This is a genomic window from Microbacterium sp. NPDC080220 (genome assembly GCF_040686395.1).
GTDB classification, from domain to species: domain Bacteria; phylum Actinomycetota; class Actinomycetes; order Actinomycetales; family Microbacteriaceae; genus Microbacterium; species Microbacterium gawkjiense.
On record NZ_JBFBOP010000006.1, the window covers coordinates 179,377 to 200,971 of the forward strand.

At 69.4% G+C, this 21,595-nt stretch carries 20 protein-coding genes and 1 pseudogene; 8 read left to right on the forward strand and 13 right to left on the reverse strand.

All coding sequences use genetic code 11. The features are described 5' to 3' along the window. Positions 1–6: 6 nt before the first annotated feature. Genes AB0P29_RS11135 through AB0P29_RS11150 form a run of 4 tightly spaced genes read right to left on the reverse strand, consistent with a single transcriptional unit; the run spans position 7 to position 2,860 of the window. The gene (locus tag AB0P29_RS11135; RefSeq protein ID WP_363379795.1) at positions 7–528 is read right to left on the reverse strand and encodes an A24 family peptidase; all 522 of its coding nucleotides are present in this window, start codon (positions 526–528) and stop codon (positions 7–9) included. 3 nt (positions 529–531) lie between these two features. Next, the gene (locus AB0P29_RS11140) at positions 532–828 is read right to left on the reverse strand and encodes a DUF1905 domain-containing protein (protein WP_064002369.1); all 297 of its coding nucleotides are present in this window, start codon (positions 826–828) and stop codon (positions 532–534) included. Between the two features lie 54 nt (positions 829–882). Next, positions 883–1,869, reverse strand: coding sequence for an aldo/keto reductase (locus tag AB0P29_RS11145; RefSeq protein ID WP_363379797.1), 987 nt, complete (start codon positions 1,867–1,869; stop codon positions 883–885). Between the two features lie 10 nt (positions 1,870–1,879). After that, the gene (locus tag AB0P29_RS11150; protein WP_363379798.1) at positions 1,880–2,860 is read right to left on the reverse strand and encodes a LysR family transcriptional regulator; all 981 of its coding nucleotides are present in this window, start codon (positions 2,858–2,860) and stop codon (positions 1,880–1,882) included. Between the two features lie 62 nt (positions 2,861–2,922). Between AB0P29_RS11150 and AB0P29_RS11155 the strand changes: the two genes are divergently transcribed. After that, positions 2,923–3,963 carry an aminotransferase class V-fold PLP-dependent enzyme gene (locus AB0P29_RS11155; RefSeq protein ID WP_363379800.1) on the forward strand — a complete coding sequence of 347 codons (1,041 nt, stop codon included), beginning with the start codon at positions 2,923–2,925 and terminating at the stop codon, positions 3,961–3,963. Positions 3,964–3,969: 6 nt separating this feature from the next. Here the strand turns inward: AB0P29_RS11155 and AB0P29_RS11160 are convergent, their stop codons facing one another. Both AB0P29_RS11160 and AB0P29_RS11165 read right to left on the reverse strand, forming a co-directional pair. Continuing rightward, positions 3,970–5,637 (reverse strand): sodium:proton antiporter, encoded by a 1,668-nt coding sequence (locus AB0P29_RS11160; RefSeq protein WP_363379802.1) that lies wholly within the window; start codon positions 5,635–5,637, stop codon positions 3,970–3,972. 36 nt (positions 5,638–5,673) lie between these two features. Continuing rightward, positions 5,674–6,006 (reverse strand): hypothetical protein, encoded by a 333-nt coding sequence (locus tag AB0P29_RS11165; RefSeq protein ID WP_311861760.1) that lies wholly within the window; start codon positions 6,004–6,006, stop codon positions 5,674–5,676. A 194-nt stretch (positions 6,007–6,200) separates the two neighbouring features. Between AB0P29_RS11165 and AB0P29_RS11170 the strand changes: the two genes are divergently transcribed. Then, positions 6,201–7,223, forward strand: coding sequence for an NADPH:quinone reductase (locus tag AB0P29_RS11170; RefSeq protein ID WP_359919186.1), 1,023 nt, complete (start codon positions 6,201–6,203; stop codon positions 7,221–7,223). Positions 7,224–7,253: 30 nt separating this feature from the next. Here the strand turns inward: AB0P29_RS11170 and AB0P29_RS11175 are convergent, their stop codons facing one another. The 4 genes from AB0P29_RS11175 to AB0P29_RS11190 form a co-directional block, all read right to left on the reverse strand. Then, entirely contained in the window at positions 7,254–8,507 is a 1,254-nt protein-coding gene (locus AB0P29_RS11175) for an MFS transporter (protein ID WP_363379804.1), read from the reverse strand. Between the two features lie 161 nt (positions 8,508–8,668). Next, on the reverse strand, positions 8,669–9,316 hold the full coding sequence (locus AB0P29_RS11180) for a TetR family transcriptional regulator (RefSeq protein ID WP_311283501.1): 648 nt from the start codon (positions 9,314–9,316) through the stop codon (positions 8,669–8,671). A gap of 19 nt (positions 9,317–9,335) precedes the next feature. Further along, entirely contained in the window at positions 9,336–11,522 is a 2,187-nt protein-coding gene (locus AB0P29_RS11185) for a YhgE/Pip domain-containing protein (protein WP_363379805.1), read from the reverse strand. Beyond that, complete coding sequence (locus AB0P29_RS11190) at positions 11,519–14,419, reverse strand: YhgE/Pip domain-containing protein (RefSeq protein WP_363379807.1); 2,901 nt, start codon at positions 14,417–14,419, stop codon at positions 11,519–11,521. Before AB0P29_RS11190 ends, AB0P29_RS11185 begins: the two co-directional genes overlap by 4 nt. Positions 14,420–14,593: 174 nt before the next feature. Between AB0P29_RS11190 and AB0P29_RS11195 the strand changes: the two genes are divergently transcribed. Further along, entirely contained in the window at positions 14,594–15,244 is a 651-nt protein-coding gene (locus tag AB0P29_RS11195) for a TetR family transcriptional regulator (protein ID WP_363379809.1), read from the forward strand. Then, on the forward strand, positions 15,241–16,098 hold the full coding sequence (locus tag AB0P29_RS11200; protein ID WP_363379811.1) for a 3-hydroxyacyl-CoA dehydrogenase: 858 nt from the start codon (positions 15,241–15,243) through the stop codon (positions 16,096–16,098). The genes AB0P29_RS11195 and AB0P29_RS11200 overlap by 4 nt, the downstream gene beginning before the upstream one ends. Positions 16,099–16,244: 146 nt before the next feature. Here the strand turns inward: AB0P29_RS11200 and AB0P29_RS11205 are convergent. From AB0P29_RS11205 to AB0P29_RS11215, 3 genes and pseudogenes are all read right to left on the reverse strand, one after another. Then, positions 16,245–16,406: pseudogene (locus AB0P29_RS11205) on the reverse strand (IS256 family transposase); the annotation flags it as partial. Between the two features lie 466 nt (positions 16,407–16,872). Beyond that, positions 16,873–17,616 (reverse strand): substrate-binding domain-containing protein, encoded by a 744-nt coding sequence (locus AB0P29_RS11210; protein ID WP_363379813.1) that lies wholly within the window; start codon positions 17,614–17,616, stop codon positions 16,873–16,875. Between the two features lie 90 nt (positions 17,617–17,706). Further along, entirely contained in the window at positions 17,707–18,228 is a 522-nt protein-coding gene (locus tag AB0P29_RS11215) for an ATP-binding protein (protein WP_363379814.1), read from the reverse strand. A 95-nt stretch (positions 18,229–18,323) separates the two neighbouring features. Between AB0P29_RS11215 and AB0P29_RS11220 the strand changes: the two genes are divergently transcribed. Genes AB0P29_RS11220 through AB0P29_RS11235 form a run of 4 tightly spaced genes read left to right on the forward strand, consistent with a single transcriptional unit; the run spans position 18,324 to position 21,566 of the window. Further along, the gene (locus tag AB0P29_RS11220) at positions 18,324–18,608 is read left to right on the forward strand and encodes a metal-sensitive transcriptional regulator (protein WP_033107649.1); all 285 of its coding nucleotides are present in this window, start codon (positions 18,324–18,326) and stop codon (positions 18,606–18,608) included. 46 nt (positions 18,609–18,654) lie between these two features. Continuing rightward, positions 18,655–19,008: a heavy-metal-associated domain-containing protein gene (locus tag AB0P29_RS11225; RefSeq protein ID WP_021010665.1), complete on the forward strand. Its 354-nt coding sequence runs from the start codon at positions 18,655–18,657 to the stop codon at positions 19,006–19,008. Beyond that, a complete protein-coding gene (locus AB0P29_RS11230; RefSeq protein WP_363379816.1) occupies positions 19,005–21,284 on the forward strand; it encodes a heavy metal translocating P-type ATPase in 2,280 nt (759 codons plus the stop codon). The genes AB0P29_RS11225 and AB0P29_RS11230 overlap by 4 nt, the downstream gene beginning before the upstream one ends. A gap of 21 nt (positions 21,285–21,305) precedes the next feature. After that, positions 21,306–21,566, forward strand: coding sequence for a YHS domain-containing protein (locus tag AB0P29_RS11235; RefSeq protein ID WP_042378564.1), 261 nt, complete (start codon positions 21,306–21,308; stop codon positions 21,564–21,566). The last annotated feature ends 29 nt before the right edge of the window (positions 21,567–21,595 follow it).

Sequence of the window (21,595 nt, forward strand, 5' to 3'; positions counted from 1 at the left end):
GCGACGTCACAGGCTGAGACGGTCCGCCACGTCGCCGCCGAGGAGGATCCCGGTCCAGGCGCCCAGCAGCATCCACGGTCCGAAGGCGACCGCGGTGCGCCGGGAGGCGCGTCGGGTCGCGAGCAGCAGCGCGCCGTACACGCCGCCGAAGACGAACCCGGCCACAGCGCCGACGGCGAGCGCGGACCACCCCACCCACCCGAGCGCCATACCGAGGACGCCGGCGAGTTTCACGTCTCCCCCGCCCATCCCGCCTCCTGCCGCGCGCAGCAGGAGGTAGAAGACGAACAGCGCGGCGCCTCCGACGGCGGCGCGCAGGAGGGACGACCACGGGGCTCCCGCGAGGCACGCGACGAGCAGCAGCCCGCCGAGCACGGGGTAGCCGGGGAGCACCCACGCGTTGGGCAACCGGTGCGTGCGGACGTCGATGACCGCGAGGACGACCGAGGCGACGGCCAGCCAGACGTAGGCGAGGACGACCGCGGCGATCGCGACGGGATCCGTGAGTGCGGCCCAGGGCACGGACACGGCTCAGCCGTCCTGGACGTCGAGACGGACGGAGACCGTGTCCCCCTCGGAGATCCCCTCGCGCTCGCGGACCGAGCGCTTGAGCGGCAGGACGTACACCCCGCGCGCCGCGTCGGGGAAGATCGAGGTGCGCCAGGACGACGACCCGACCGTCGCGCCCACCGGGACGGATCCGAATCCCCGCCCGGGTCGCGGTACCTCGCGGATGTCCGCACTCACCTCCGCCGGGAGGGGGACGAAGTACCAGTCGTCCCTCCGCGACTCCCAGCGGAACAGCACCCCGGAGGCCTCGACGATCATGCCCTCACGGTAGCGATGTCGCGCGCACGGCGGCGCGCGGCATCCCCACCCCGATCACCACTGCGGGTGGATGTCCGCGCGAAGCCGGCGGTCGTACACGTCGACGACGGCGGCCGCGAACGTGTCGAGGACGGCGGGGTCGATCGCGCCGGCGTCGGCGTTGCTTCTCGCCTGCGCCGTCGTGCGCGCGCCCGGGATGACGGAGGTGACGCCTGGACGGGACGCGATCCAGGCGAGGGATGCCGCCGGCAGCGACACGCCGTCGGGCAGCGCCGCGCTGAGCTCGTCCACCGCGACGAGACCCGTCTCGAAGTCGACGCCCGAGAACGTCTCACCGCGGTCGAACGCCTCGCCGTGCCGGTTGAAGGTGCGGTGGTCGTTCGCCGCGAACGAGGTCGATGCGGTGTAGCGCCCGCTGAGGAGGCCGGAGGCGAGCGGCACCCGGGCGAAGATCGCGACGCCGGCGGCCTCGGCGGCCGGCAGCACTTCGTCGAGCGGCTTCAGCCGGAACGGGTTGAAGATGATCTGCACGTTGGTCACCCCGGGCCGCGAGATCGCGGAGAGGGCCTGTGCGCAGGTCTCGACCGAGACGCCGTACGCGGCGATCGCACCGCTGTCGACGAGGGCGTCGAGGGCGTCGTACGTCTCGTCGGCGTCTATCACCGCCGACGGCGGGCAGTGCAGCTGCACGAGATCGAGCGTGTCGACGCCGAGGTTGCGCCGTGACCGGTCGGTCCACGCGCGGAAGTTCTCGGGGGTGTAGTTCTCGGGTTCCTGCGCGAGGCGCCGCCCCATCTTGGTCGCCACGGTCACGCCGTGGCCCGGGTGCGACGCCAGGAAGCGGCCGATGAGGGTCTCGCTGCGACCGTCGCCGTAGACGTCGGCGGTGTCGAACAGGGTGACGCCGGCCTCGACGGAGACGGCGAGGACGTCGAGCGCATCGGCTTCGGAGACGTCCCCCCAGTCGGCACCGAGCTGCCACGTGCCGAGGCCGATGGCGGAGACGGAACTGCCGGTGGAGGCGAGAGGTCGCTGCTGCATGGGGCTCACCCTACTTCGCCGCGGGGACCTCCGGACCGGGTGCCGTCATGTCGCCGACCGCGGCGGCGAGGTGCGACAGCACGGTCGCGACGGCCGGGACGCCCGCCGCCCCGCGCGCCGAGACGGCGTGGAGCTCGCGCCGGTCCCTCGACGCCAGCGGGCGGGTGATCACGCCGGCGACGAGGGGGAAGGACGCCACCGCGAGCCGCGGCAGCGTCGCGACGCCCACACCCTGCGCGACCAGCTGCTCGACGGCGGCGACGTTGTCGGTCTCGAAACGGATGCGGGGCGCGAATCCCGCGCGTTCGCAGGAGTCCAGCAGGTGGCTGCGGCACCGCGGGCATCCCGCGATCCAATCGTCGTCGGCGAGCGCCCTGAGGTCGACGACGTCCTCGGTGCTGCGGGCGTGCCCGTCGGGCAGCACGAGGAGGAGGTCCTCGGCGCCGATGCGGCGGGCGTCGAGCCCCCGGATGCTGTCGCCGTGCGCGTCGGTGCCGTCGCCCGGGTGGCTGAAGGTCAACGCGATGTCGGCCCGGTCGGCGCGGACGGCGGCGACCGCCTCGGGCGGTTCCGCCTCGACGTACGTCAGCGAGAGACCCGGGTCGGATGCGGCGAGCCGGCGCATGAGGCGCGGGAGGATCGTCGGCGAAGCGGAGGGGAACCCGACGAGCCGCACCGTGCCGATCCGGCCGCCGCCGAGGTCGGCGAGCTCCCCGGCCACCGCGCCGAGCGCCGTCGTGATCGACGTGGCGTGGCGGGCGAGGATGCGCCCGGCCTCGGTGAGCCGCATCCGCCGTCCCACCCGCTCCACGACCGCCATCCCCAGCCGCGTCTCGAGGCGGCGGATCTGCTGACTCACGGCGGGCTGGCTGTACCCGAGCGCCGTCGCGGCGGCGGTCACGGATCCCGTGTCGCCCACCGCCTTGACGATGCGGAGCTCGGCGACGGAGAGGTCGGGAACGGGTTGCGGCATCCAGACATATAACGCCATGTCATGCACTCGATGCAATACCTGCCATGGTGCACTCGATCGCGGATCGCGACGATGGAGTCATGGCCCTCTCCCCCGCCGACGTCCGCGACGCGTTCCCCGACGCGCGAGGATACGTCGCGGCCTGCACCGCCGGCATCCCGCCCCTCGCCAGCCGCGACGCGGTGCGCGCCGACCTCGACGCGTGGCCCGACCCGATCCGGTACGCCGCGAGCGCCGAGCGGTGCCGCGCATCGTTCGCGCGACTGGTCGGGGTGGACCCGGCCGCCGTCGCGCTCGGCGCGCAGACCTCGGCGATGGTGAGCCTCCTCGCGGCCTCCCTGCCCGACGGCGCCGTCGTCCTGTGCCCCCAGGGCGAGTTCTCGTCGCTCGTCCTCCCCTTCGTCCACGCCGGTCGGGGCATCACCGTGCGGACGGCGCCGCTCGACGCGCTCGCCGACGCGGTCGACGCGGCGACGACCCTCGTGGCGTTCTCGATCGTGCAGTCCGCGACGGGTGCCGTCGCCGACGCCGACGCGATCGTCGCGGCGGCGCGGCGCCACGGGGCGCGCACGCACTGCGACGCGACGCAGGCCGTCGGCTGGATGCCGGTGGCCGCCGGCGCCTTCGATGCGCTGGTCTGCCACGCCTACAAGTGGCTGTGCGCGCCCCGCGGCGTCGCGTTCCTCGCGCTCCGCGAGGACTTCGCCGCGACGATCGGTCCGCGCCAGGCGGGCTGGTACGCGGGCGCGGACCCGTGGGCGTCGTGCTACGGCACGGACGCGACCCTGGCGGCATCCGCTCGACGGTTCGACGTCTCGCCCGCGTGGCAGGCGTTCACGGGGGCCGAGCCGGCACTCGCCCTCTTCGCAGGAGCGGACCCGCGGGCGCTGAGCGAGGAGGTGACGGGCCTCGCGGCCGCGCTGCGGGAGCGGCTCGACCTGCCGACTCCGGCGCGGGCGACGCCGATCGTGACCTGGCGGGACGAGAGCGGTGCGGACATCGGCCGGCTGCGCGCCGCGGGGATCGTCGCGTCGAGCCGCGCCGGCAACGCGCGCGTCGCGCTGCACGTCTTCAACGACGAGCGCGACGTCGAGGACATCGCCCGCGCGCTGGGTCGCTGACGGACCTCACTCGCGGCCGGTGCGCAACTCGATCGCGATCTGGGCGGCGTCGATCACCGCGAGTTCGTGCGCGAGCACGTCGGCATCGAAGGTGCCGGTGTCGCGGGCGTCGAGCAGCGCGCGGCGCTGGACGTCGATCACGGCGAGGCGGTAGTCGCTCTCGACCTGGAACGCCCGGGAACGGTCGAGGTCGGCCGAGCGGTCCGGAGCGGGGACGTCGGCCGCGCGCTCGCGGAGGAGCTCGAGGATGTGCCGCCGCTCCTCCTTCTCGCGCTCGCGCGACTCGTCGGCCGAACCAGCGGGGGTGAGCGCGTCGACGAGCGGCGCGACCGAGGCGCCCTGCCCGACGAGGGAGACGACGGCGACGGCGAAGGCGATGAGGACGAGCACGGAGCGCAGCGGGGTGTCCTCGGGGAGCGTCTGCGCCGCAGCGAGCGTGATGGCGCCCCGCATCCCCGCCCAGACGACGAGGGTGCCCTCGCGCCATCCGAGCGGCGCCTTCTGGAAGTAGCGGATGTCGGCGAGTCCGCGCGTCACGCGCGGACCGAAGCGGCGCACGGTTCCCCGCGAGACGCGCCGGCCGCGGCGGGCGAACGCATCGACGAGCTGCGCCTCGCCCTCCTCGGTCTCGAGGCGCTGCGCGATCGTCTCGAGGCGGGGCTGGAGGCGGCGGACGCGACGCGCGCTCATCGACAGCAGCGCGAGCAACGGTGCCACGTACGCGGCCCGCACGATCACCGTCAGGAGCCACGCGCCGGCCGCGATGAGGAGAGCGGGCGCGATGCCCTCGTGCGCCTCCTCGACGTCGGTGAGGATCGAGGTCAGCTGCAGACCCATGAAGAGGAACACGAACCCCTCGAGGATCAGCTCGACTGTGCGCCAGTTCTGCGCGTCGGACAGCCGATTACGCGCCGAGAAGACGCGCGGACCGCCCACTCCGGTGATGATGCCGGCGACGACGGCGGCGACGAGGCCCGAGGCGCCGAGGAGTTCCGCCGGGACGGCAGCGAGGAACGGCACGGTGAATGAGAGGACCGTGTTGACGGTCGGATCGGTCGCGCGCTTGCGCACCGTCAGGTTGAGCCAGCCGAGCACCGCGCCGATCAGGACCGCGACGACGACGGCGTAGGCGAACGTGCCGACGGCACCCCAGAAGGAGAAGGATGCCGCGGCCGCGGCGACCGCGGTGCGCAGCAGCACGAGCGCCGTCGCGTCGTTGAGCAGGCTCTCTCCCTCGAGGATCGCGACGACCCGCTTGGACACGGGCGTGCGTTTGATGATCGAGGTCGCGACGGCGTCGGTGGGGCTCACAATGGCGCCGAGGGCGACTCCCCACGCGAAACCGAGATCGGGGATCGCGATCATGAAGAAGAGGCCCAGGGCGAGGGCGGTGCCGATGACGAGGAAGACCGACAGCCCGGCGATGGCGCCGAACTCGCGCCGGAAGTGCATCGCCGGCATCGAGACCGCTGCCGAGTACAGCAGCGGGGGCAGGATGCCGAGCAGGATCCACTCCGGGTCGAGGACGAAGTCGTCGAACATCGGGAGGAAGCTGCCGCCGACGCCCACGGCGACCATCAGGATCGGCGCGGCGATACCCGCCCACCGGCCGATCACCGTCGTCGACGCGACGACCAGGAGCGCGACCACCAGGCCGAGAAGAGTCTCGATCACAGGGAAAGCCTGTCAGAGGACCTCAGCGAACGGTGATCAGTACGCCGTGGGTCCGCCCACCGGAGCGAAGGAGCGCATCGCTTCCGGCGTCGGGAGGTCGACCCGCAGCCTCGTCGTCCCCGGACGGGGGCCGGCGCCGTTCACGATCGCGGCACCGCCGAGGCGCAGGAGCGGCTCGGCGAGCTTCGCCGCGGAGGCGTCGGGGAGGAAGCCGACGACGCGCCCGTTCGAGTGGACGGCGACGTCGACGCCGCGACGGCCGCGCTGCCCGATGCGGAGGATGTACAGGCGGTCGTCGCGGGTGCGCCGCTCGGGGTCGTCGACGAGGTAGTGGGTGCGGGCGAGGTCCACGCGGGACGTGGGGAGCACGCGGAGATCCGGGAGATCGTCGTGCGATCGCGTCCGGCCGATGAGAGCGTGACAGAGGTGTTCGAGCCAGGTGGGCACGAGGCCCCCTTCCTGCAGGCGACACGAAACTCGTGCCGCCCCTCGAGCCTCGCACACGGCGCCTGGCAAACGGCCGGTGTCGGAATGCGCGGGGGTCACGAGGGGTTGCGCCCGGTATGAAGGCGATCGTCTACAGCTCCCCGGGCGCATCCGACGTCCTGTCCCTCGTCGACCGCGAGGTTGCCGACCCCGGGCCCGGTGAGGTGCGGGTCCGCGTCGCTGTCTCGGGGGTGAACCCGACCGACTGGAAGTCCCGCTCCGGAGGCACCCAGCGAGCGACCTTCGCCGAGACCGTCCCGAATCAGGACGGTGCCGGCGTCGTCGACGCCCTCGGCGAGGGAGTCGACGACCTCGCGGTCGGCGACCGCGTGTGGGTGCACCTCGCGCAGCACCAGCGCCCCACGGGCACCGCGCAGGAGTACACGGTCGTCCCGGCATCCCGCGCCGTCCGCCTTCCGGAGGGCGTCGACTTCGCCACCGCGGCCAGTCTCGGCGTGCCGGCCGTGACCGCGCACCGCGCACTGACGGTGCACGAGGACGGACCCGCTCGGCTGTCGCCCGGCGCGCTCGCCGGACGCACCGTTCTCGTGCAGGGCGGCGCCGGCGCCGTCGCCCACGCCGCGATCCAGCTCGCCCGCTGGGCGGGTGCGACCGTCCTCACCACGGTGAGCTCCGATGCGAAGGCGCAGCTCGCGCGCGCGGCCGGCGCGCACCACGTCATCGACTACACGCGGGAGGACGTGGCGGCGCGGGTGCGGGACATCGCCCCCGAGGGCGTCGACCAGATCGTCGAGGTGTCGCTGGCGACCAACGCCGCTCTCGACGCCGAGATCGCCGCCGGGCACGCCGTCATCGCGTTCTACGCCGACGACAACGGCGACACGTTCAGCATGCCGATCCGGCCCACCTTCGCGAAAAACATCCGGGTCCAGGGCGTCCTGCTCTACACGGTCGGCGAACCCGCGCTCGATGCCGCCGTCGCCGACATCACGCGCGCCCTCGAGGACGGCGCCCTGCCCGTCGGCGAGGAGGCGGGCCTGCCGCTGACGTGGTTCCCGCTCACGGAGACCGCAGCCGCCCACGACGCGGTCGAGGCCGCGACCGTCGGCAAGGTGCTCATCCGGGTCGCCGACCTGTGATCGACCGGATGCCGCGGGTCGCCCAGCGCCTCAGCCCGCGGCATCCGTCCCGTCATCGACACGCGCCGCAGCGATGTGGCTGATGGGGCGCCAGACGAGCACCAGGGTCACCGCCGCACCCGCGAAGGCGAACCACCACGGCGCCGTCAGCCCCCAGAACTGGGCGATCACCCCGCCGATCGCCTGACCGATGACGAGCCCGCCGAAGACGCCCACAATGTTGACCGACGCGATCCGGCCCTGGAGCTCGTGCGGGACGAGTCGTTGGCGGACCGTCGTGGAGATCGTCCCCCAGACGAAGGCGTACGCGCCGAAGGCGATCATGATGACGAAGGCGACGGCGCCCGACGTCGTCAGGGCGAAGGCGAGGTGCATCGCGACCTCGGCGCTGAGACAGACGCGCATGAGGGTCGCGAACGAGAACCGGCGCTCGAGCCAGCCGAAGCTGACGGTGGACAGCAGGCCCCCGATGGCCGACGCGGTCGTGAGCGCACCGTATCCGACCGGCCCCATCTGAAGATGCTCGGTCGCGTACAGCACGAGCACGCCCCAGGGGGCTGCCCACGTGATGTTGAACGTGAGGATGATGATGACGAGGGTGCGCACCGGAGGGTTCCGCCACAGCCACCGGATCCCCTCGACGATGTCGGTGTGGACGGCGGGGCGCCCTCCGTCGCTCTCACGGGCGGGGACTCGGGTGCGGGCGATGCGCGAGATGAGCACGACGGCGAGCGCAACGCAGATCGCCTGCACGGCGAACGGCCAGAACGAGCCGAGCGCGAAGAGGAAGGCGCCCAGCGGCGGTCCGCCGAACTGGTTCGCGACCAGGAAGCCGGCCTGGAGCCGTGCGTTGCCGATGCCCAGGTCCTTCTTCGTGATCATCATCGGCAGGAGCGTGCTGCTCGTGGTGTCGACGAACACCTCGGCGCACCCGTAGACGAAGGCCACCGCGAGCACAATCCAGATGCTCGCCGTGCCCGTGATCAAGAACGCACACAGCGCCACGAGGACGAGAGCCCGGACGCCGTTGGCGCACATGATCAGCACGCGACGGTCGACCCGGTCGGCGATCGCTCCCGCGTGGAGGCCGAAGAGCAGCCACGGAAGGAACTGCATGACGGCGCCGGATGCCACGAGCACCGGCGAATCCGTCATCGAGGCGATCAGCAGAGGGGATGCCGCGAGCGCGATCCCATCGCCGATGTTGCTCGTCCACGACGACGCCAGGAGCCAGCGGAAGTCACGTCCCAGGCGCCGGGGCGCGACCCACTCTCCGATTCCCACCGAAAGAGCTTACGGGGGGCGACGCGCGGCGGATGATGCGACATCTCCTCGATGGAGCGGACCGACCCGATGACCATGGCAGAGTCATCGCGCGCTTGACACTTCTCGAGGCCGTCGGCTGTCCGGCTCGCCTTCACAACGATCACGTCGGTCGGTTCCGATCATGCTTGGGCCACGATGTCGGGGTTCGACTCGATGAGCTCGGCCTGCTCGGTCCACGACAGGCCCACGATGCTGAGCACGACTCGCGCGATGGCTGACGGACCACTCTCCGCGTCCAGGCGAGTCTGGCGCAGAGTGGCTCGGGCTGTCTCTTCGATGAGCATGGCGAGGACTTCGGGCGAGACGTCTCTTCGGAAGGCCCCCGCTGCCGTGCCGGTATCTGTGAGCTCGCGGATACGTCGTCGAAGGGGCGCGAGCGAACGGACTGTCTCTGCGACATGGGCTTCACTAAGGGCGATATTGGCGGCGGCGCGCACTGCTGAAGCTTCGCGCCAAAGGCGCACGGCGAGGCGGGCCAGAGCGACGCGCGGGTCGGTGTCGTCGATGACGTCGGCGATCGCATTGAACCGCTCAGCGCCGAGCGCGATGACCTCTTTCAGCAGGGTCTCCCGGTCGGGGAAGTGGCCGTAGAGAGCCCGTCGCGACAGGCCGGCTGCTTGCGCGATGGTGTCGAGGGATGCCTGTGGATTCTCTGCGAGCACGGCCTGCGCAGCGTGCAGAAGTGCGTTGTGGTTGGTTGTGGCGTCACTTCTGCGCTCGCGGGTAGGAACCGAGTCCGGCCGGGCGGGAGACTCTTGCGTGGACATGATCACCTCTCGCGGACACTCACATGAGCTTGGTTGATTCAAGCGCCTCCGACATGCCCCGGTTGTATGCGATCAGGGGCCGCCGCAGCACCAGGCCGAGCAGCAAGGCCGGGACGATGAAGAGGGCGAGGAGGAGAAGCGAGATCCAGAAGTCCGCCGCGTAGACGCCGGCAATCGCCGACCGCATGGCCTGGATCGCATAGGTGGCTGGCAAGAACGGGCTGATGCTCTGGAACCAATCCGGCAGCAGCTGGAGAGGGTACGCGCCGCCGGATCCGGAGATCTGGATGACGAGGAGGAGCACGCACAGCGCCTTTCCGGCATTGCCGAACGTGACGACCGCGGTGTAGACGATGAGGGTGAAGACGAGGGAAGTCAGCCATCCGGCGAGGACCATGAGCAGTGGGTGTGCTGGCTCGATGCGGACGAACAGGATGAGCCCGAGGGTGAGGAGTGTGCTCTGGGCGAGGCCGACGAGTCCGAAGATGCCATATCGTCCGAGGTACTTCTGGGTCGTCGTGAGTGCTGGGGCGCCAGGAAGCGTGTTGTGGTTGACGTCGACCCGGATGGTGACTGTCATCAGCAACGCTCCGACCCAGAGCGCGAGGATGGTGTAGAGGGGCGCCATGGCAGCGCCGAAGCCGGCGACGGGGAATACCGCCGTGCGGTCGACCCGGACGGGTTCTGCCAGTGAGGCGGCGAGAACGCCGGGGTCGCCTCCGATGATGTCGCGGAGCTCGCTGAGATCACCGGTGTCAGCTGCGGTTCCGAGCGCCCGATCGAGGTCGCCGAATCGGTCGGCCAGTTCGTCCAGTGAGGTGGATATCCCGCTGGCGACGGTCTTGCCGCGATCGATGGCCGTCAGCACGGAGTCCGCTGAACCGGACAAGCTGGCGGATACGCCGGCGAGGTCACTACGCACGACTGAGACGTCCGAGTCGAGGCGCGAGAGCGTCGACGACAGGAGATCCAGTTGCGGCTTCAGATCGTCGGTGTACGCGCTCTGCGCTTTCTGTACAGCAGTCTTCGCTTCGGCGATCGCGACGAGGATCTCCTGGTGGGAGTCCTGAGCGGAAGCGTTGTCCCCCTGAACGTCCGTTGCAGCTTCCGCGAGGCGATCGTGGACGGCCTGCTGTCGGGCGATCGCGTCATCGAGAACGGCGATGACGGTGTCGAGGGCGCCTTCCGCGGCTGCGGGGAGCGTGGGCCGGACCTCAGTGTCGAGGGTGTCGCGGATGGTGTTGTATCGGTCGATCTGATCTTGGACTCGTGCCGCGATGTCGGTGAGCACCGTCACGCGGTCGCCATTGAGACGATCGATGTCCGCGTAGAGGTCGTCGATGCGATCGCCCACCGCGTTGTAGCTCTTGGTGGTCGCAGACAGTGCGTCGGAGACTCCCCCCGTGGCGTTACGCAGGGCGGAGGCGACGGAGTCGACCGCATCGCGCCCGCTGCCGGCAGCGCCGGCGGCGTCGTTGAACGCACCTCCTGCGGCGTCGACGAGTTGGGAGGCGCTGTTCACCAGGGGGATGCTGGAGTCGAAGAGGGCGGAGAACATGTCGGCGGTCTGCGCACCGGCACGCAGTTGCGTCGACAGACCGGACACACGCGCCTGGAGCCGGGCGAGCGCAGCCTGGGTGTCGTCGTCGGTGAGGTAGTCGGAGAGGGAGGAGAGCAGCCCGAGCGCGATCTCGCTGAGGGTTTGGGTGAACGTCTCGGAGATCTGCGCAGACACGCCGTCGGCGCCCTGGCCGGTGATCTTCGGAGCGAGGGCGTTCTTCTTCTCGTTGGTATAGAGCGCGATGTCGGTGTGCTCCGCACCGTCGACGTAGAAGGTCATCATGTCGCTACTGAAGGACGGCGGAAGCACGATCGCGGCGTAGTAGGCACCCGACTTGGTGCCGTCGATTGCGTCGTCTTCCGTCGTGACGACCCAGTCGAGGTCATCGTTGGCGCGCAGCGCGGACAAGACCTGTTCGCCGACGTCGATCCGGAGGGGAACCAGATCGCTTTCGTAGCCGGTGTCGGTGCTGGCGACGGCGACCTTCAAGTTCCTGGTGTTCGCGAAAGGATCCCAGCTGGCGATCACGTTGAACCAGGTGAACAGTGACGGGATGACGACGAGGCCGAAGATGACGATGCACGCCATCACATTCCGTGTCGCGTGACGCACGTCTCGCGCGACCAGCCGCAGGATGACCCTCACGACTGCTCCCCCTTCCCCGCAGCGCGGTCGTCCTCCTGCTGAACTACGCCTTCGCTCTCCTCCGCTTCGGCGGGCTCGACCCGGCTCGCCGCCTTCTTCGTCGTCTCGGGCGTGTCGACGTCCCGCTGGGCGGAGTCGTCAGCCTCGAGCGACGCGTCGGCTTCGGGCGCATCCTGGAACCACTTCGCCACGACATCATCCGCGTCGTCACTGATGTGCTCATCCGCATCACCAGTGGCAGCGACGTCAGCGGAGTGACTCTCGTCGAGAGAATCACCGGAGCTGAGGTCCTCCGCGAGCAAATGCTGTGCGCCGGGAACGGACTGGCGTGCCGTGCGCGACTCCGTGGAGGCGACGGCGGCGTGCGAATCCGCGCCCCCGGCGAGGACCGCCTGACGCAGGTCGGCGTCATCAAGCCCGGCGATCTCTCCGGCTTGCGCGAAGCTCCATCTGATGTACTCGATGGCGACAAGGAATCCGATGATCAGAAGGCACCAGAGGGTTCCGATACCCAGCAGCAGCGCCTTGGCGTCCGCGAATGTCAGAGCTACCGCGGAGACCAGTGCAAGTCCCGCCAGTCCGACGATCAGCGTCGCCCGCAGCAGCACGGGGTAACGGTGAGTGAACGGGTGCGCTCGGCGGGTGAGCTCGACCCGGTATGCACGGCGATTCGAGAGCGCGCGGATGATCTCTCTCAGCCGGTAGCCCGAACCGGCGACCTGGACGTTCTCACCGATCAGCAGGTCGGTCGCGGCCACCTCGCGGTTGAACAGAATGTGGAAGCTGGCGAGCCTGCGCCGCAGGACCAGTCCGAAGAGGAATGCGATGGCGACGAAGACGGCGAGTGTCCCGAGGAACCGCCAGTAGTGGCCGCCGTAGAACCCCGCGATCGTCTCCCGCATTGCGTCGATGCCGTAAGAGAACGGCAGCAGCGGATAGATCGCGCGGAAGAAGTCGGGCATCAGCTCGATCGGGTACAACCCCGACGCGCCCGGGATCTGCATGACTACGAGCAGGATGCACAGACCTCTCCCGACGTGCCCGAAACCGACACAGAGCGCGTAGATGATGCTCACGTACGCCAAGGCGATCAGCACAGCGGTCCCCACGAAGGCGACGGCGCTCACGGTCTGCACGCCGATGATGAGGTTGCCGATCGACACCACCAGCGCCTGCCCGACGGCGAGCAGCGCGAACAGGCCGAAGCGTCCCAGGTAGGCCTCTCGGACCGTGACTCCCTCGACGCCTTCCGTATCGACCTCGATCTTGAAGATCACCATCAGCACGAACGCGCCGATCCAGAGGGACAGGTTCGTGAACAGCGCCGCCATCGCAGACCCGTAGGAGGACACCGGGAACATCGTCTGCTCCTCGACAGCGACCGGCGATGCGATGAAACGGGCGATGTCGTCCGGGTTCAGTCCGGTGATCGTGCCGAGGGCACCCCACTCCGCCGCCGCGGCGACCGCTTCGATATCGGTACGAGCCGCCTGCAGATTCGACTCGATGCTCGTGATGTCGGCATCGAAACTGTCGAGCGCCGTCGAGGTGGATGCCAGCTGCGAATCCGCGCTGCGCAGCACATCCCCGACCTGAGTGAGGACCTGTCTCTGCGAGGCAACCGCGGCCGAAAATTCTCCCGCACTCGAGGACAGCCGCGCCATCGCACTGTTCAGCGCCGAAAGGTTCTCGGTCAGCACCGTCCGCAGATCAGATGCCGCAGTCTGTGTACCCTGGGCCGCCTCGTCGAGGGCATCCGAAGCCGCCTGCAGCCCCTCGACGGCGTCTGAAGTGCCGTTGCTCAACTGCGACAGGTCCGCGACGAGTTGCTGATCTGCAGCGTTCCGCTCCTGCAGTGCCTCGATCACCCCGGACAGACGCTGCGCCGTGTCAGGATCCAGGTCGGCGTCATCGAGCAAAGCCTGCACCTGTGCGATCGCGGCCTCGTTCGCCTCGAGGACGGTCTCGACGTCGCCGATCGCCGTGTCCACCCGTTGCCGTGCAGAAGTCAGAGCTTCCGTCACCTGACTGACCGAGGAGTTCGCGGAGGCAGAGGCCTCCGCGAACAGCGACGTGCCTGTGAGGTACGCGGCCGTCGCGGCATCGGCGAACTCGATCACCTGGTCCTGTGCTTCGGCGATGATCGACTGTGCTTCCCCGGCGGCCTTCTGAACGTCCGCCAGCGTCGAATCGACATCCGTGAGCGTGTCGCGGGCATCGGACAGCGTCACTCGGGAAGCGGCGATCCGATTCTGGAGGTCAGTGATGCTGTCCCGCGCCGATGCCAGCGACTGCGAAGTGCTGTCGAAGGCGTTCAGCGCGTTGTCTTTCGTCGTCAGCAACTGCGACTCTGCGTCGTCCCCCGCGTCCCGCACCGCGTCTGTCGCGGCCTCGGCGACTTGTTCGGTGAAGGCAGCCGTGATCTGCCGATCGAGCTGGGACGCGCCGACGTCAGTGATCTTCGGCGCGATCGCGCTGGCCTTCTCGTTGACGTAGTACTGCAGCGCCGGCTGGGTGAACTCTCCGCTGGTGATGCTGAGGAGATCCTCACTGAAGTCTGCAGGGATGACGATGGCCGCGTACACGTCGCCGCGCTTGACCTCCTCCATGGCCTCCTGCTCGCCCATGAAGACCCAGCCGAGCTGATCATTCTCCTCAAGCTGCTTGCGGACCTGATCACCCACGTTCAGCGAGCCGGTGAGGTCCGAGGATGCACCCTCATCGAGATTGGCCACCGCGACGTCGATGTTCTCGGTGTTCGCGTACGGGTCCCAGAACGCGTTGATGTTGAACCACGCGTACAACGCCGGAGTGATCAGCACGCCGATCACGATGATCCATGTCTTCCGGACACGGATCAGTCGGGTGACGTCCCTCCTGAAAATCCGCCAGCTCATCCGCACCTCGCAAGCATACGCAATTTGCACAGCTCTGTGCACGTTAACGACGAAACGTCTCGCCGACCATCTGCGCGGGGCCTCCTTGCCGTCTGAAAAAAACTGAGTACGCTCATTCATGTGAACGGGTTGTGCCAGCCTTCAGAGCTTGGACGAGCTTCGGGCGTCGGGGAGATGGAACCCCGCCGCGAGCAGAACATGCGACTCAAGCGGGAGCGGATCTTTCGCGTCGCGTCTGATTTCTTGCGCGCGCGGGGATTCTCCGCGGTGACGACGCAGGAGGTGTCCGCGGCGGCCGGAGTCGCGGCGGGCACACTCTTCCGCTACGCCGCGACGAAGAGTGAGTTGCTGCTCATGGTCTACAACGAGGCACTCCGGTCGTCGATAGCTGACGGCGCCGCGCGTGCGGCGTTGATGGCGGATCCTGCCGATGCGGTATTCACTCGCCTGCGCCCGCTCGTCGCCGCCGCTGCCCGAGAGCCGGAGAACAGTGCTGCGTACCAGCGCGAGCTGCTGTTCGGCCCTCATGAGGCGAAGTTCCGGGCCGAGGGCATGGCTTTGATCCTCGCGCTCGAGGCATCGCTGTCTGACACGTTGCGCCGTGCCGCGCCGACCCTCAGCGACGGGGAGGCACGGGTCGCAGGGTCGGCGCTGTTCGCCGTCACTCACCTCGCGATCGCCCGGATGACGGCTTCCGGCATCCCCGAGGCTGACGCGATCGACGACCTCAGACGTCAGGTCACCCACATCGTGACCGGCGCGCTGCAACACACCCCGGCGGCCCAATCGGCCGCGCGAGAAGAAATGAAGGAGACAGAACAATGAGCAACATCACACATGTGACCGTCCTGGGGACAGGGGTCCTCGGTAGCCAGATCGCATTTCAGACCGCCTTCAGCGGCTTCCAGGTCGTCGCGTATGACATCAGCGACGACGTGATCGCGGCAGCCAAGGCGCGTTTCGATGCTCTCGTCACCGCCTACAAGGAGGACGGAGTCGCAGGAGCGTCCGAGGGAAAGGCCGACGAGGCGCTGAGCCGCGTCCGCTTCTCCTCCGACCTCGCCGAGGCGGTCGCGGACGCGGATCTGGTCATCGAGGCGATCCCCGAGGTGCTGTCCATCAAGCAGGACACCTACCGCAAGCTCGGCCAGCTCGCACCTGAGAAGACCATCTTCGCGACCAACTCGTCGACACTCCTGCCCAGCGACCTCAAAGACTCCACCGGACGCCCCGCCAAGTTCCTCGCGCTGCACTTCGCGAACCGGATCTGGAAGTTCAATACCGCCGAGGTGATGGGCACCGCCGACACCGATCCGGCCGTCTTCGACGAGGTCGTGGCCTTCGCAGGCGACATCGGCATGGTTCCGATTCCCGTGCACAAGGAGAAGTCCGGCTATGTGCTCAACTCGCTGCTGGTGCCGTTCCTCAACGCCGGGTTCACACTCGCCGCGGGCGGATACGCCGAACCAAAGGACATCGACAACGTGTGGCGGATCGGCACGGGAGCGCCGATGGGCCCCTTCCAGATCACCGACATCATCGGCCTGACTACGCCGTACAACATCCTCGCCCACGGCGGAGAGAAGGATCAGACGCTCGCGGCCTGGCTCAAGAGCGAGTACATCGACCACGGCAAGCTCGGCGTCGCCACCGGCGAGGGCTTCTATACCTACAACTGACCCCCCAGCCGCAGCAGAACGAGCACTCCACGAGAGGACGTCGGAGCCCGACCCATCACCTCACCCTTGGTGTCCGGCACACCGGGTCAGACTCCGGTCGATGTCGTCACCTCCGTGGCGGTACCCGTGCACTGCGCGAGCCGGTCGGGTGAGGGTTTGCCCCATTCCGCACCGACGACCGCGTCCGCATCCGCGGACAGCAACGCGTTGATCATCGTCTGCAACAGGGAGCGCATCAGATCAGGCGACGCGTCGGTCAAGGCTTCAGCGAGCACGCTCGCAGGGTCGACAATATGAGGAGCGGTCATCGTGATGATGCCTTTCGAGTGGAGGTAGGAGACTTCTCGAAGGATCACACGGTGACCGCGCCTACGTCGCGAACGACGAGCCGGCCACGCCACGCCACGCCACGCCGCGCCACGCCACGCCACGCGGCACTATTACCTCATCGCGGTGGGGTAACTTCGCACGATCGAGAGAATCCTGACCTATCGCAACGATGCGGCGCACGGGTGGTTCGAACGAGTTTCGCGTGAGGACGCCACCTGGACTCTGCACGAGGCGCGGAGGTTGGCTCGAGACCTCGTGAGAGCAACGTAGTATCCGCTACGGCCGCTTCGGCCCGCACCCACGGCCCCCACTTGCCGGCACTGCGCGTCTAGGGATCCAGGTTCACGACGAGGCACCGCTGCCGGGCAGTACCCGGAACGGGATGCACAGTCGAACGCCGCGCGGGGGCGAGGCCGATAGTCCTGCTATCCCTCTTGAGTATCTCTAGGTGGTCTCGCGTACGACGAGGTGCGCGTCGGTCTCTGGGCCGGCGTGCGGCGGAGCGGATCCGGTCGCGGCGCTCAGAGCAAGTTCGGCGAGGAATCGGCCGAGGCCCGCATTGTCGACGCGCACTGTCGATAGTGCGGGGACGAGGAGACGCGCGAGCGGGGTGTCGTCGTGGACGACGATCGCCAGCTGTTCGGGAACGGCGATGTCTGACCGGAGCGCGGCGCCCAGGAGGAGTGCGGCGATGTCGTCGTTGTAGGCCACCACGCCGTCGACGCCTTGGTCTATCCATTCGCGCAGCAGTTCCAGCGCGTTCATCTCGCTGAAGGTGGCATCAGCAACGAACCCGGAGCCGGCCTGGTTCGACAGTATCTTCCGCGCGAGTTCGCGCCGCTGTGCGACGAGGTCCGCGACGCGGGGATCAGGGGACGCTGCGAAGGCGAGCTGTCGACATCCTCGCTCGAGGAGGTGGTTGACCTGCAGGCGTGGCCCGTCCGCGAATCCGAGATCCCCGACAGCGCCATCCTCGCCTGCGGGTACTGGCGGAATGATCTGCTGCACACCGCTGCCACGGATCTCGGCGAGCTGTTCTCGAGTGAACGGCGCCATGCCCATCACAACGTCCGGACGGAGGGTCTCCCACAGCGGCCGGGCCTGCCCGCCCGGGCGCGGCGTCGTGGTGACGAGCGAGTAGCCGGCCTCATCCAGCGCGAGAGACGCCTCGTCGAGGTGAGAGCGCATGCTGTAGTCCGTTCTCGCCTGGACCTGTGCCGGTGAGATGTGCCCTGGGCCCCAAGCGTTGCACAGGACATCCCGATCGGGCGAGAGCGGTCAGAGCCGGTCCAGGATGAACTGCACCCGCTCCTCGGCGCTGAGGACCGGAACCCGCACGACCGGCAAGGGCAGCGCTTCGTACACCTGGGTCAGCAGTTCGTGGATGCGCTGCTGGGCGGCGGTGTCCTCGGTGCGGGCGTAGTCCGCGGCCAGGGGCAGCAGGTCGAGGATGAACGTCGTGCGGTAGTCGACGTGCTCGAGCGCGGTGAGCAGGGCGGGGTCGGGCTCGAGATCGAGGAAGCGGTAGTAGGCGAGGGAGTCGGGGACGGCCCGGTCGAGGAACACGGTGGCGTCCGGGTCGAGGGCAGCTTCCTCCGCGAGCTGCATGTCCAGGACGCCGCGCTGGAACTGCCGCTGCTTCGCCCGGACCTCCTCGACGGTGCGGCCGGCGATGCGCTGCAGGTCGAGATAGTGCCGGGCATGCTCGATGGTGGTGGTGTAGCCGCGGTCCCGCAGCAGGTTCACGGTGGTGGTCTTGCCCGAGCTGGGCCCGCCGGTGATGACGTACCAGTTGGTCACGTTCGCCCTTTCGCTCTGCCCGCTCCGGGAATATCCTCTTCACGAAGTACCTTATACCGCTAGAGGGTATACGATCGACGTCGGAGGTGGCTGAGATGGCACACGGATACGTGGATGACAAGCAGGCGCTGCTGGCGCGGTTGCGTCGGGCGGAGGGGCAGGTGCGCGGGATCGCGCGGATGGTCGACGAGGACGTGTACTGCATCGACATCCTGACCCAGGTCTCGGCGGCGACGAAGGCGCTGGAGTCGGTCGCGCTGACGCTGCTGGAGGACCATCTCGGGCATTGCGTCGCGCAGGCGACCGCGCAGGGCGGCCCGGTCGCGGAGGAGAAGCTCCGCGAGGCGAACGCCGCGATCGCGCGGCTGGTCCGCTCCTAGAACGTTCACACCACACGCATCGACACGCTCACGAAAGGAGCACAACATGACCGGACAAGGATTCCAGGACCTCGGCCTGCAGGCGACGAACGGCGGTGGCTGCGCCTGTTGCGCCCCCACCTCCCACGCCGCCACGGCCAACACCACCGCCTCCGCGACGGCGCAACCGGCATCGGGCGAGGTGTCGGCGCAATTCCTGGTGGAGGGGATGACGTGCTCGCACTGCGTGCGCAGTGTCACCGAGGAGGTCTCCGCGATCGACGGGGTCTCCGGCGTCGAGGTCGACCTGCACGCCGGCGGCGTGTCCACGGTGACCGTGTCCAGCACCGCCCCGGTGGACGCGGAGCGAGTGCGGGAGGCGGTCGAGGAGGCCGGGTACAGCCTCGCCGCAGCCTCATGAGCACGCTGGACGTCGATCTCGACATCACCGGGATGACCTGCGCGTCGTGCGCGACGCGGGTCGAGCGGAAGCTGAACAAGCTGCCCGGGGTGAAGGCGACGGTCAACTTCGCCACCGAGAAGGCCCGCGTGCACTCGGAGGCCCCGGTGCCGGTGGAGGAGCTGATCGCGGCGGTCGAGCAGGCGGGGTACGGAGCGAGCCTCCCAGCCCCGCCTGTGCCCGACACGGCTGAGCAGACCATCCCGCGGGACGATGAGCTGGCGTCGCTGCGGCAGCGGCTGATCGTCTCGGCGGTGCTGGCGGTGCCGGTCGCGGTGCTGTCGATGATCCCCGCCCTGCAGTTCACCTACTGGCAGTGGCTCACGCTCACCCTGGCCGCGCCGGTGGTGGTGTGGGGGGCGTGGCCGTTCCACCGCGCCGCGGCGATCAATGCCCGGCACGGGGCGGCGACGATGGACACTCTGATCAGCGTCGGGGTGCTGGCCGCGTTCGGCTGGTCGCTGTACGCGCTGTTCTTCGGCGGTGCGGGGATGCCGGGAATGCGGATGAGCGTCACCTTCGTCGGCACCCCGCAGGCCGGTGGCCACGAGGTGTACCTGGAGGTCGCCGCGCTGGTGACCGTGTTCATCCTCCTCGGCCGCTACCTCGAGGTTCGTGCCAAGCGGCAGTCCGGCGAGGCCCTGCGCGCCCTGCTGGAGCTCGGCGCCAAGGACGCAGTGATCCTCCGCGAAGGCACTGAGCAGCGCGTCCCCGTCGCACAGCTCGTTCCGGGTGACGTCGTGGTCGTGCGGCCGGGTGAGAAGATCCCCGCCGACGGCCTCGTCACCGAGGGAATGTCCGCGGTGGACGAGTCGATGCTGACCGGCGAGTCCGTGCCGGTCGAAGTCGCCCCCGGCTCCCGCGTGATCGGCGCGACTGTGAACACCGGCGGGCGCCTGCTCGTGCAGATCACCCGCGTCGGCGCCGACACCGAGCTGGCCCGGATGGCGCGGCTGGTCGAGGAGGCGCAGACCGGCAAGGCCCAGGTGCAGCGCCTCGCCGACCGGGTGTCGGCCGTCTTCGTCCCCATCGTCATTGTCCTCGCCCTGGCCGCGTTCGCCGGGTGGCTGATCGCGGGGGCGCCCTTGGAGGTCGCCTTCACCGCCGCGGTGACCACCCTGATCATCGCCTGCCCGTGCGCGCTGGGGCTGGCGACGCCGACCGCTCTGCTGGTCGGCACCGGCCGCGGCGCCCAGCTGGGCATCCTCATCCGCGGACCCCAGGTGCTGGAGCAGACCCGCCGCATCGACACCGTCGTCCTCGACAAGACCGGCACCATCACGGCCGGCACCATGACCGTCACCGGCGTCCACCCCGCACCCGGCGCCGACCGAGCCGAGCTGATCCGGGTCGCCGCGGCGCTCGAGCACGGCTCTGAGCACCCCATCGGCCGCGCGATCACCGCCGCCGCGGATGGCCCGGTGGATGCGGTGGAGTCGTTCGCCGCCGAGTCAGGGCAGGGCGTGCAGGGCATCGTCGACGGCCGCATGGTCGCCGCCGGCCGCGCCACCTGGATCACCGGGCAATGGGCGATCGCGATCCCCGACGATCTCGCCGGGACGATCGCGGCCGACGAGGCCGCGGGCGCGACCGTGACCGTGGTGGCGTGGGACGGGCAGGCGCGCGGCGCGATCAGCGTCGCCGACACCATCAAGCCCACCAGCAGTGAGGCGATCGCCCGGCTGCGGCAACTCGGGCTGACCCCGATCCTGCTCACCGGCGACAACCCCGGCGCCGCCCGCACCATCGCCGACGACGCCGGCATCGACGACGTCCGCGCCGGAGTCACCCCGCAGGGCAAGCTCGACACCATCCGGGAGCTGCAGGCATCCGGCCGGGTGGTCGCGATGGTGGGCGACGGCGTGAACGACGCCGCCGCCCTCGCCCAAGCGGACCTCGGCATCGCGATGGGCACCGGCACCGACGCGGCCATCACCGCCGCGGACCTGACCATCGTCTCCGGCGACCTGCTCCTGGTCCCGGACGCGATCCGGCTCGCCCGCCGCACCCTGGGCACCATCAAGGGCAACCTGTTCTGGGCGTTCGCGTACAACGTCGCCGCGATCCCGGTCGCGATGCTCGCCCTGCTCAACCCCATCCTTGCCGCCGCCGCGATGGCGTTCAGCAGCGTGTTCGTGGTCACCAACAGCCTCCGACTGCGCCGCTTCCGCCACCTGCCCGCCCCGACGCCCACCGTCCCGACGCCCCGCCGCGACACCACCCCCGTCCACGCCTGACACCCACGCAAGGAGACCGCCATGACGCACGACCGCGACCACACCGGCCACGACGCCGCCGCGCACGATCACGGGTCCCACGAGCATCATCACCACGAGCCCCCGGCCGGAGCCACCAACCTCGTCACCTGCCCGGTCATGCCCGGCAACCAGGTCGACCCGGCATGGGCCGAGAAGCGCGGCCTGTTCCGCGACTACGAAGGCACCCGGTACTGGTTCTGCTGCCCCGAGTGCGGGCCGCTGTTTGACGCCGACCCCGCCCGCTACGCCAACGCCGCCTGACCCACGACGGCAGGGAAAGGGGGCGCGGG

Bases quoted from the DNA above. Each gene is read 5' to 3' on its own strand.
- AB0P29_RS11140 (WP_064002369.1), bottom strand. From the start codon at position 828: ATGATCGTCGAGGCCTCCGGGGTGCTGTTCCGCTGGGAGTCGCGGAGG.
- AB0P29_RS11145 (WP_363379797.1), bottom strand. From the start codon at position 1,869: ATGCAGCAGCGACCTCTCGCCTCCACCGGCAGTTCCGTCTCCGCCATC.
- AB0P29_RS11150 (WP_363379798.1), bottom strand. From the start codon at position 2,860: ATGGCGTTATATGTCTGGATGCCGCAACCCGTTCCCGACCTCTCCGTC.
- AB0P29_RS11155 (WP_363379800.1), top strand. From the start codon at position 2,923: ATGGCCCTCTCCCCCGCCGACGTCCGCGACGCGTTCCCCGACGCGCGA.
- AB0P29_RS11170 (WP_359919186.1), top strand. From the start codon at position 6,201: ATGAAGGCGATCGTCTACAGCTCCCCGGGCGCATCCGACGTCCTGTCC.
- AB0P29_RS11180 (WP_311283501.1), bottom strand. From the start codon at position 9,316: ATGTCCACGCAAGAGTCTCCCGCCCGGCCGGACTCGGTTCCTACCCGC.
- AB0P29_RS11190 (WP_363379807.1), bottom strand. From the start codon at position 14,419: ATGAGCTGGCGGATTTTCAGGAGGGACGTCACCCGACTGATCCGTGTC.
- AB0P29_RS11195 (WP_363379809.1), top strand. From the start codon at position 14,594: ATGGAACCCCGCCGCGAGCAGAACATGCGACTCAAGCGGGAGCGGATC.
- AB0P29_RS11200 (WP_363379811.1), top strand. From the start codon at position 15,241: ATGAGCAACATCACACATGTGACCGTCCTGGGGACAGGGGTCCTCGGT.
- AB0P29_RS11210 (WP_363379813.1), bottom strand. From the start codon at position 17,616: ATGCGCTCTCACCTCGACGAGGCGTCTCTCGCGCTGGATGAGGCCGGC.
- AB0P29_RS11220 (WP_033107649.1), top strand. From the start codon at position 18,324: ATGGCACACGGATACGTGGATGACAAGCAGGCGCTGCTGGCGCGGTTG.
- AB0P29_RS11225 (WP_021010665.1), top strand. From the start codon at position 18,655: ATGACCGGACAAGGATTCCAGGACCTCGGCCTGCAGGCGACGAACGGC.
- AB0P29_RS11230 (WP_363379816.1), top strand. From the start codon at position 19,005: ATGAGCACGCTGGACGTCGATCTCGACATCACCGGGATGACCTGCGCG.
- AB0P29_RS11235 (WP_042378564.1), top strand. From the start codon at position 21,306: ATGACGCACGACCGCGACCACACCGGCCACGACGCCGCCGCGCACGAT.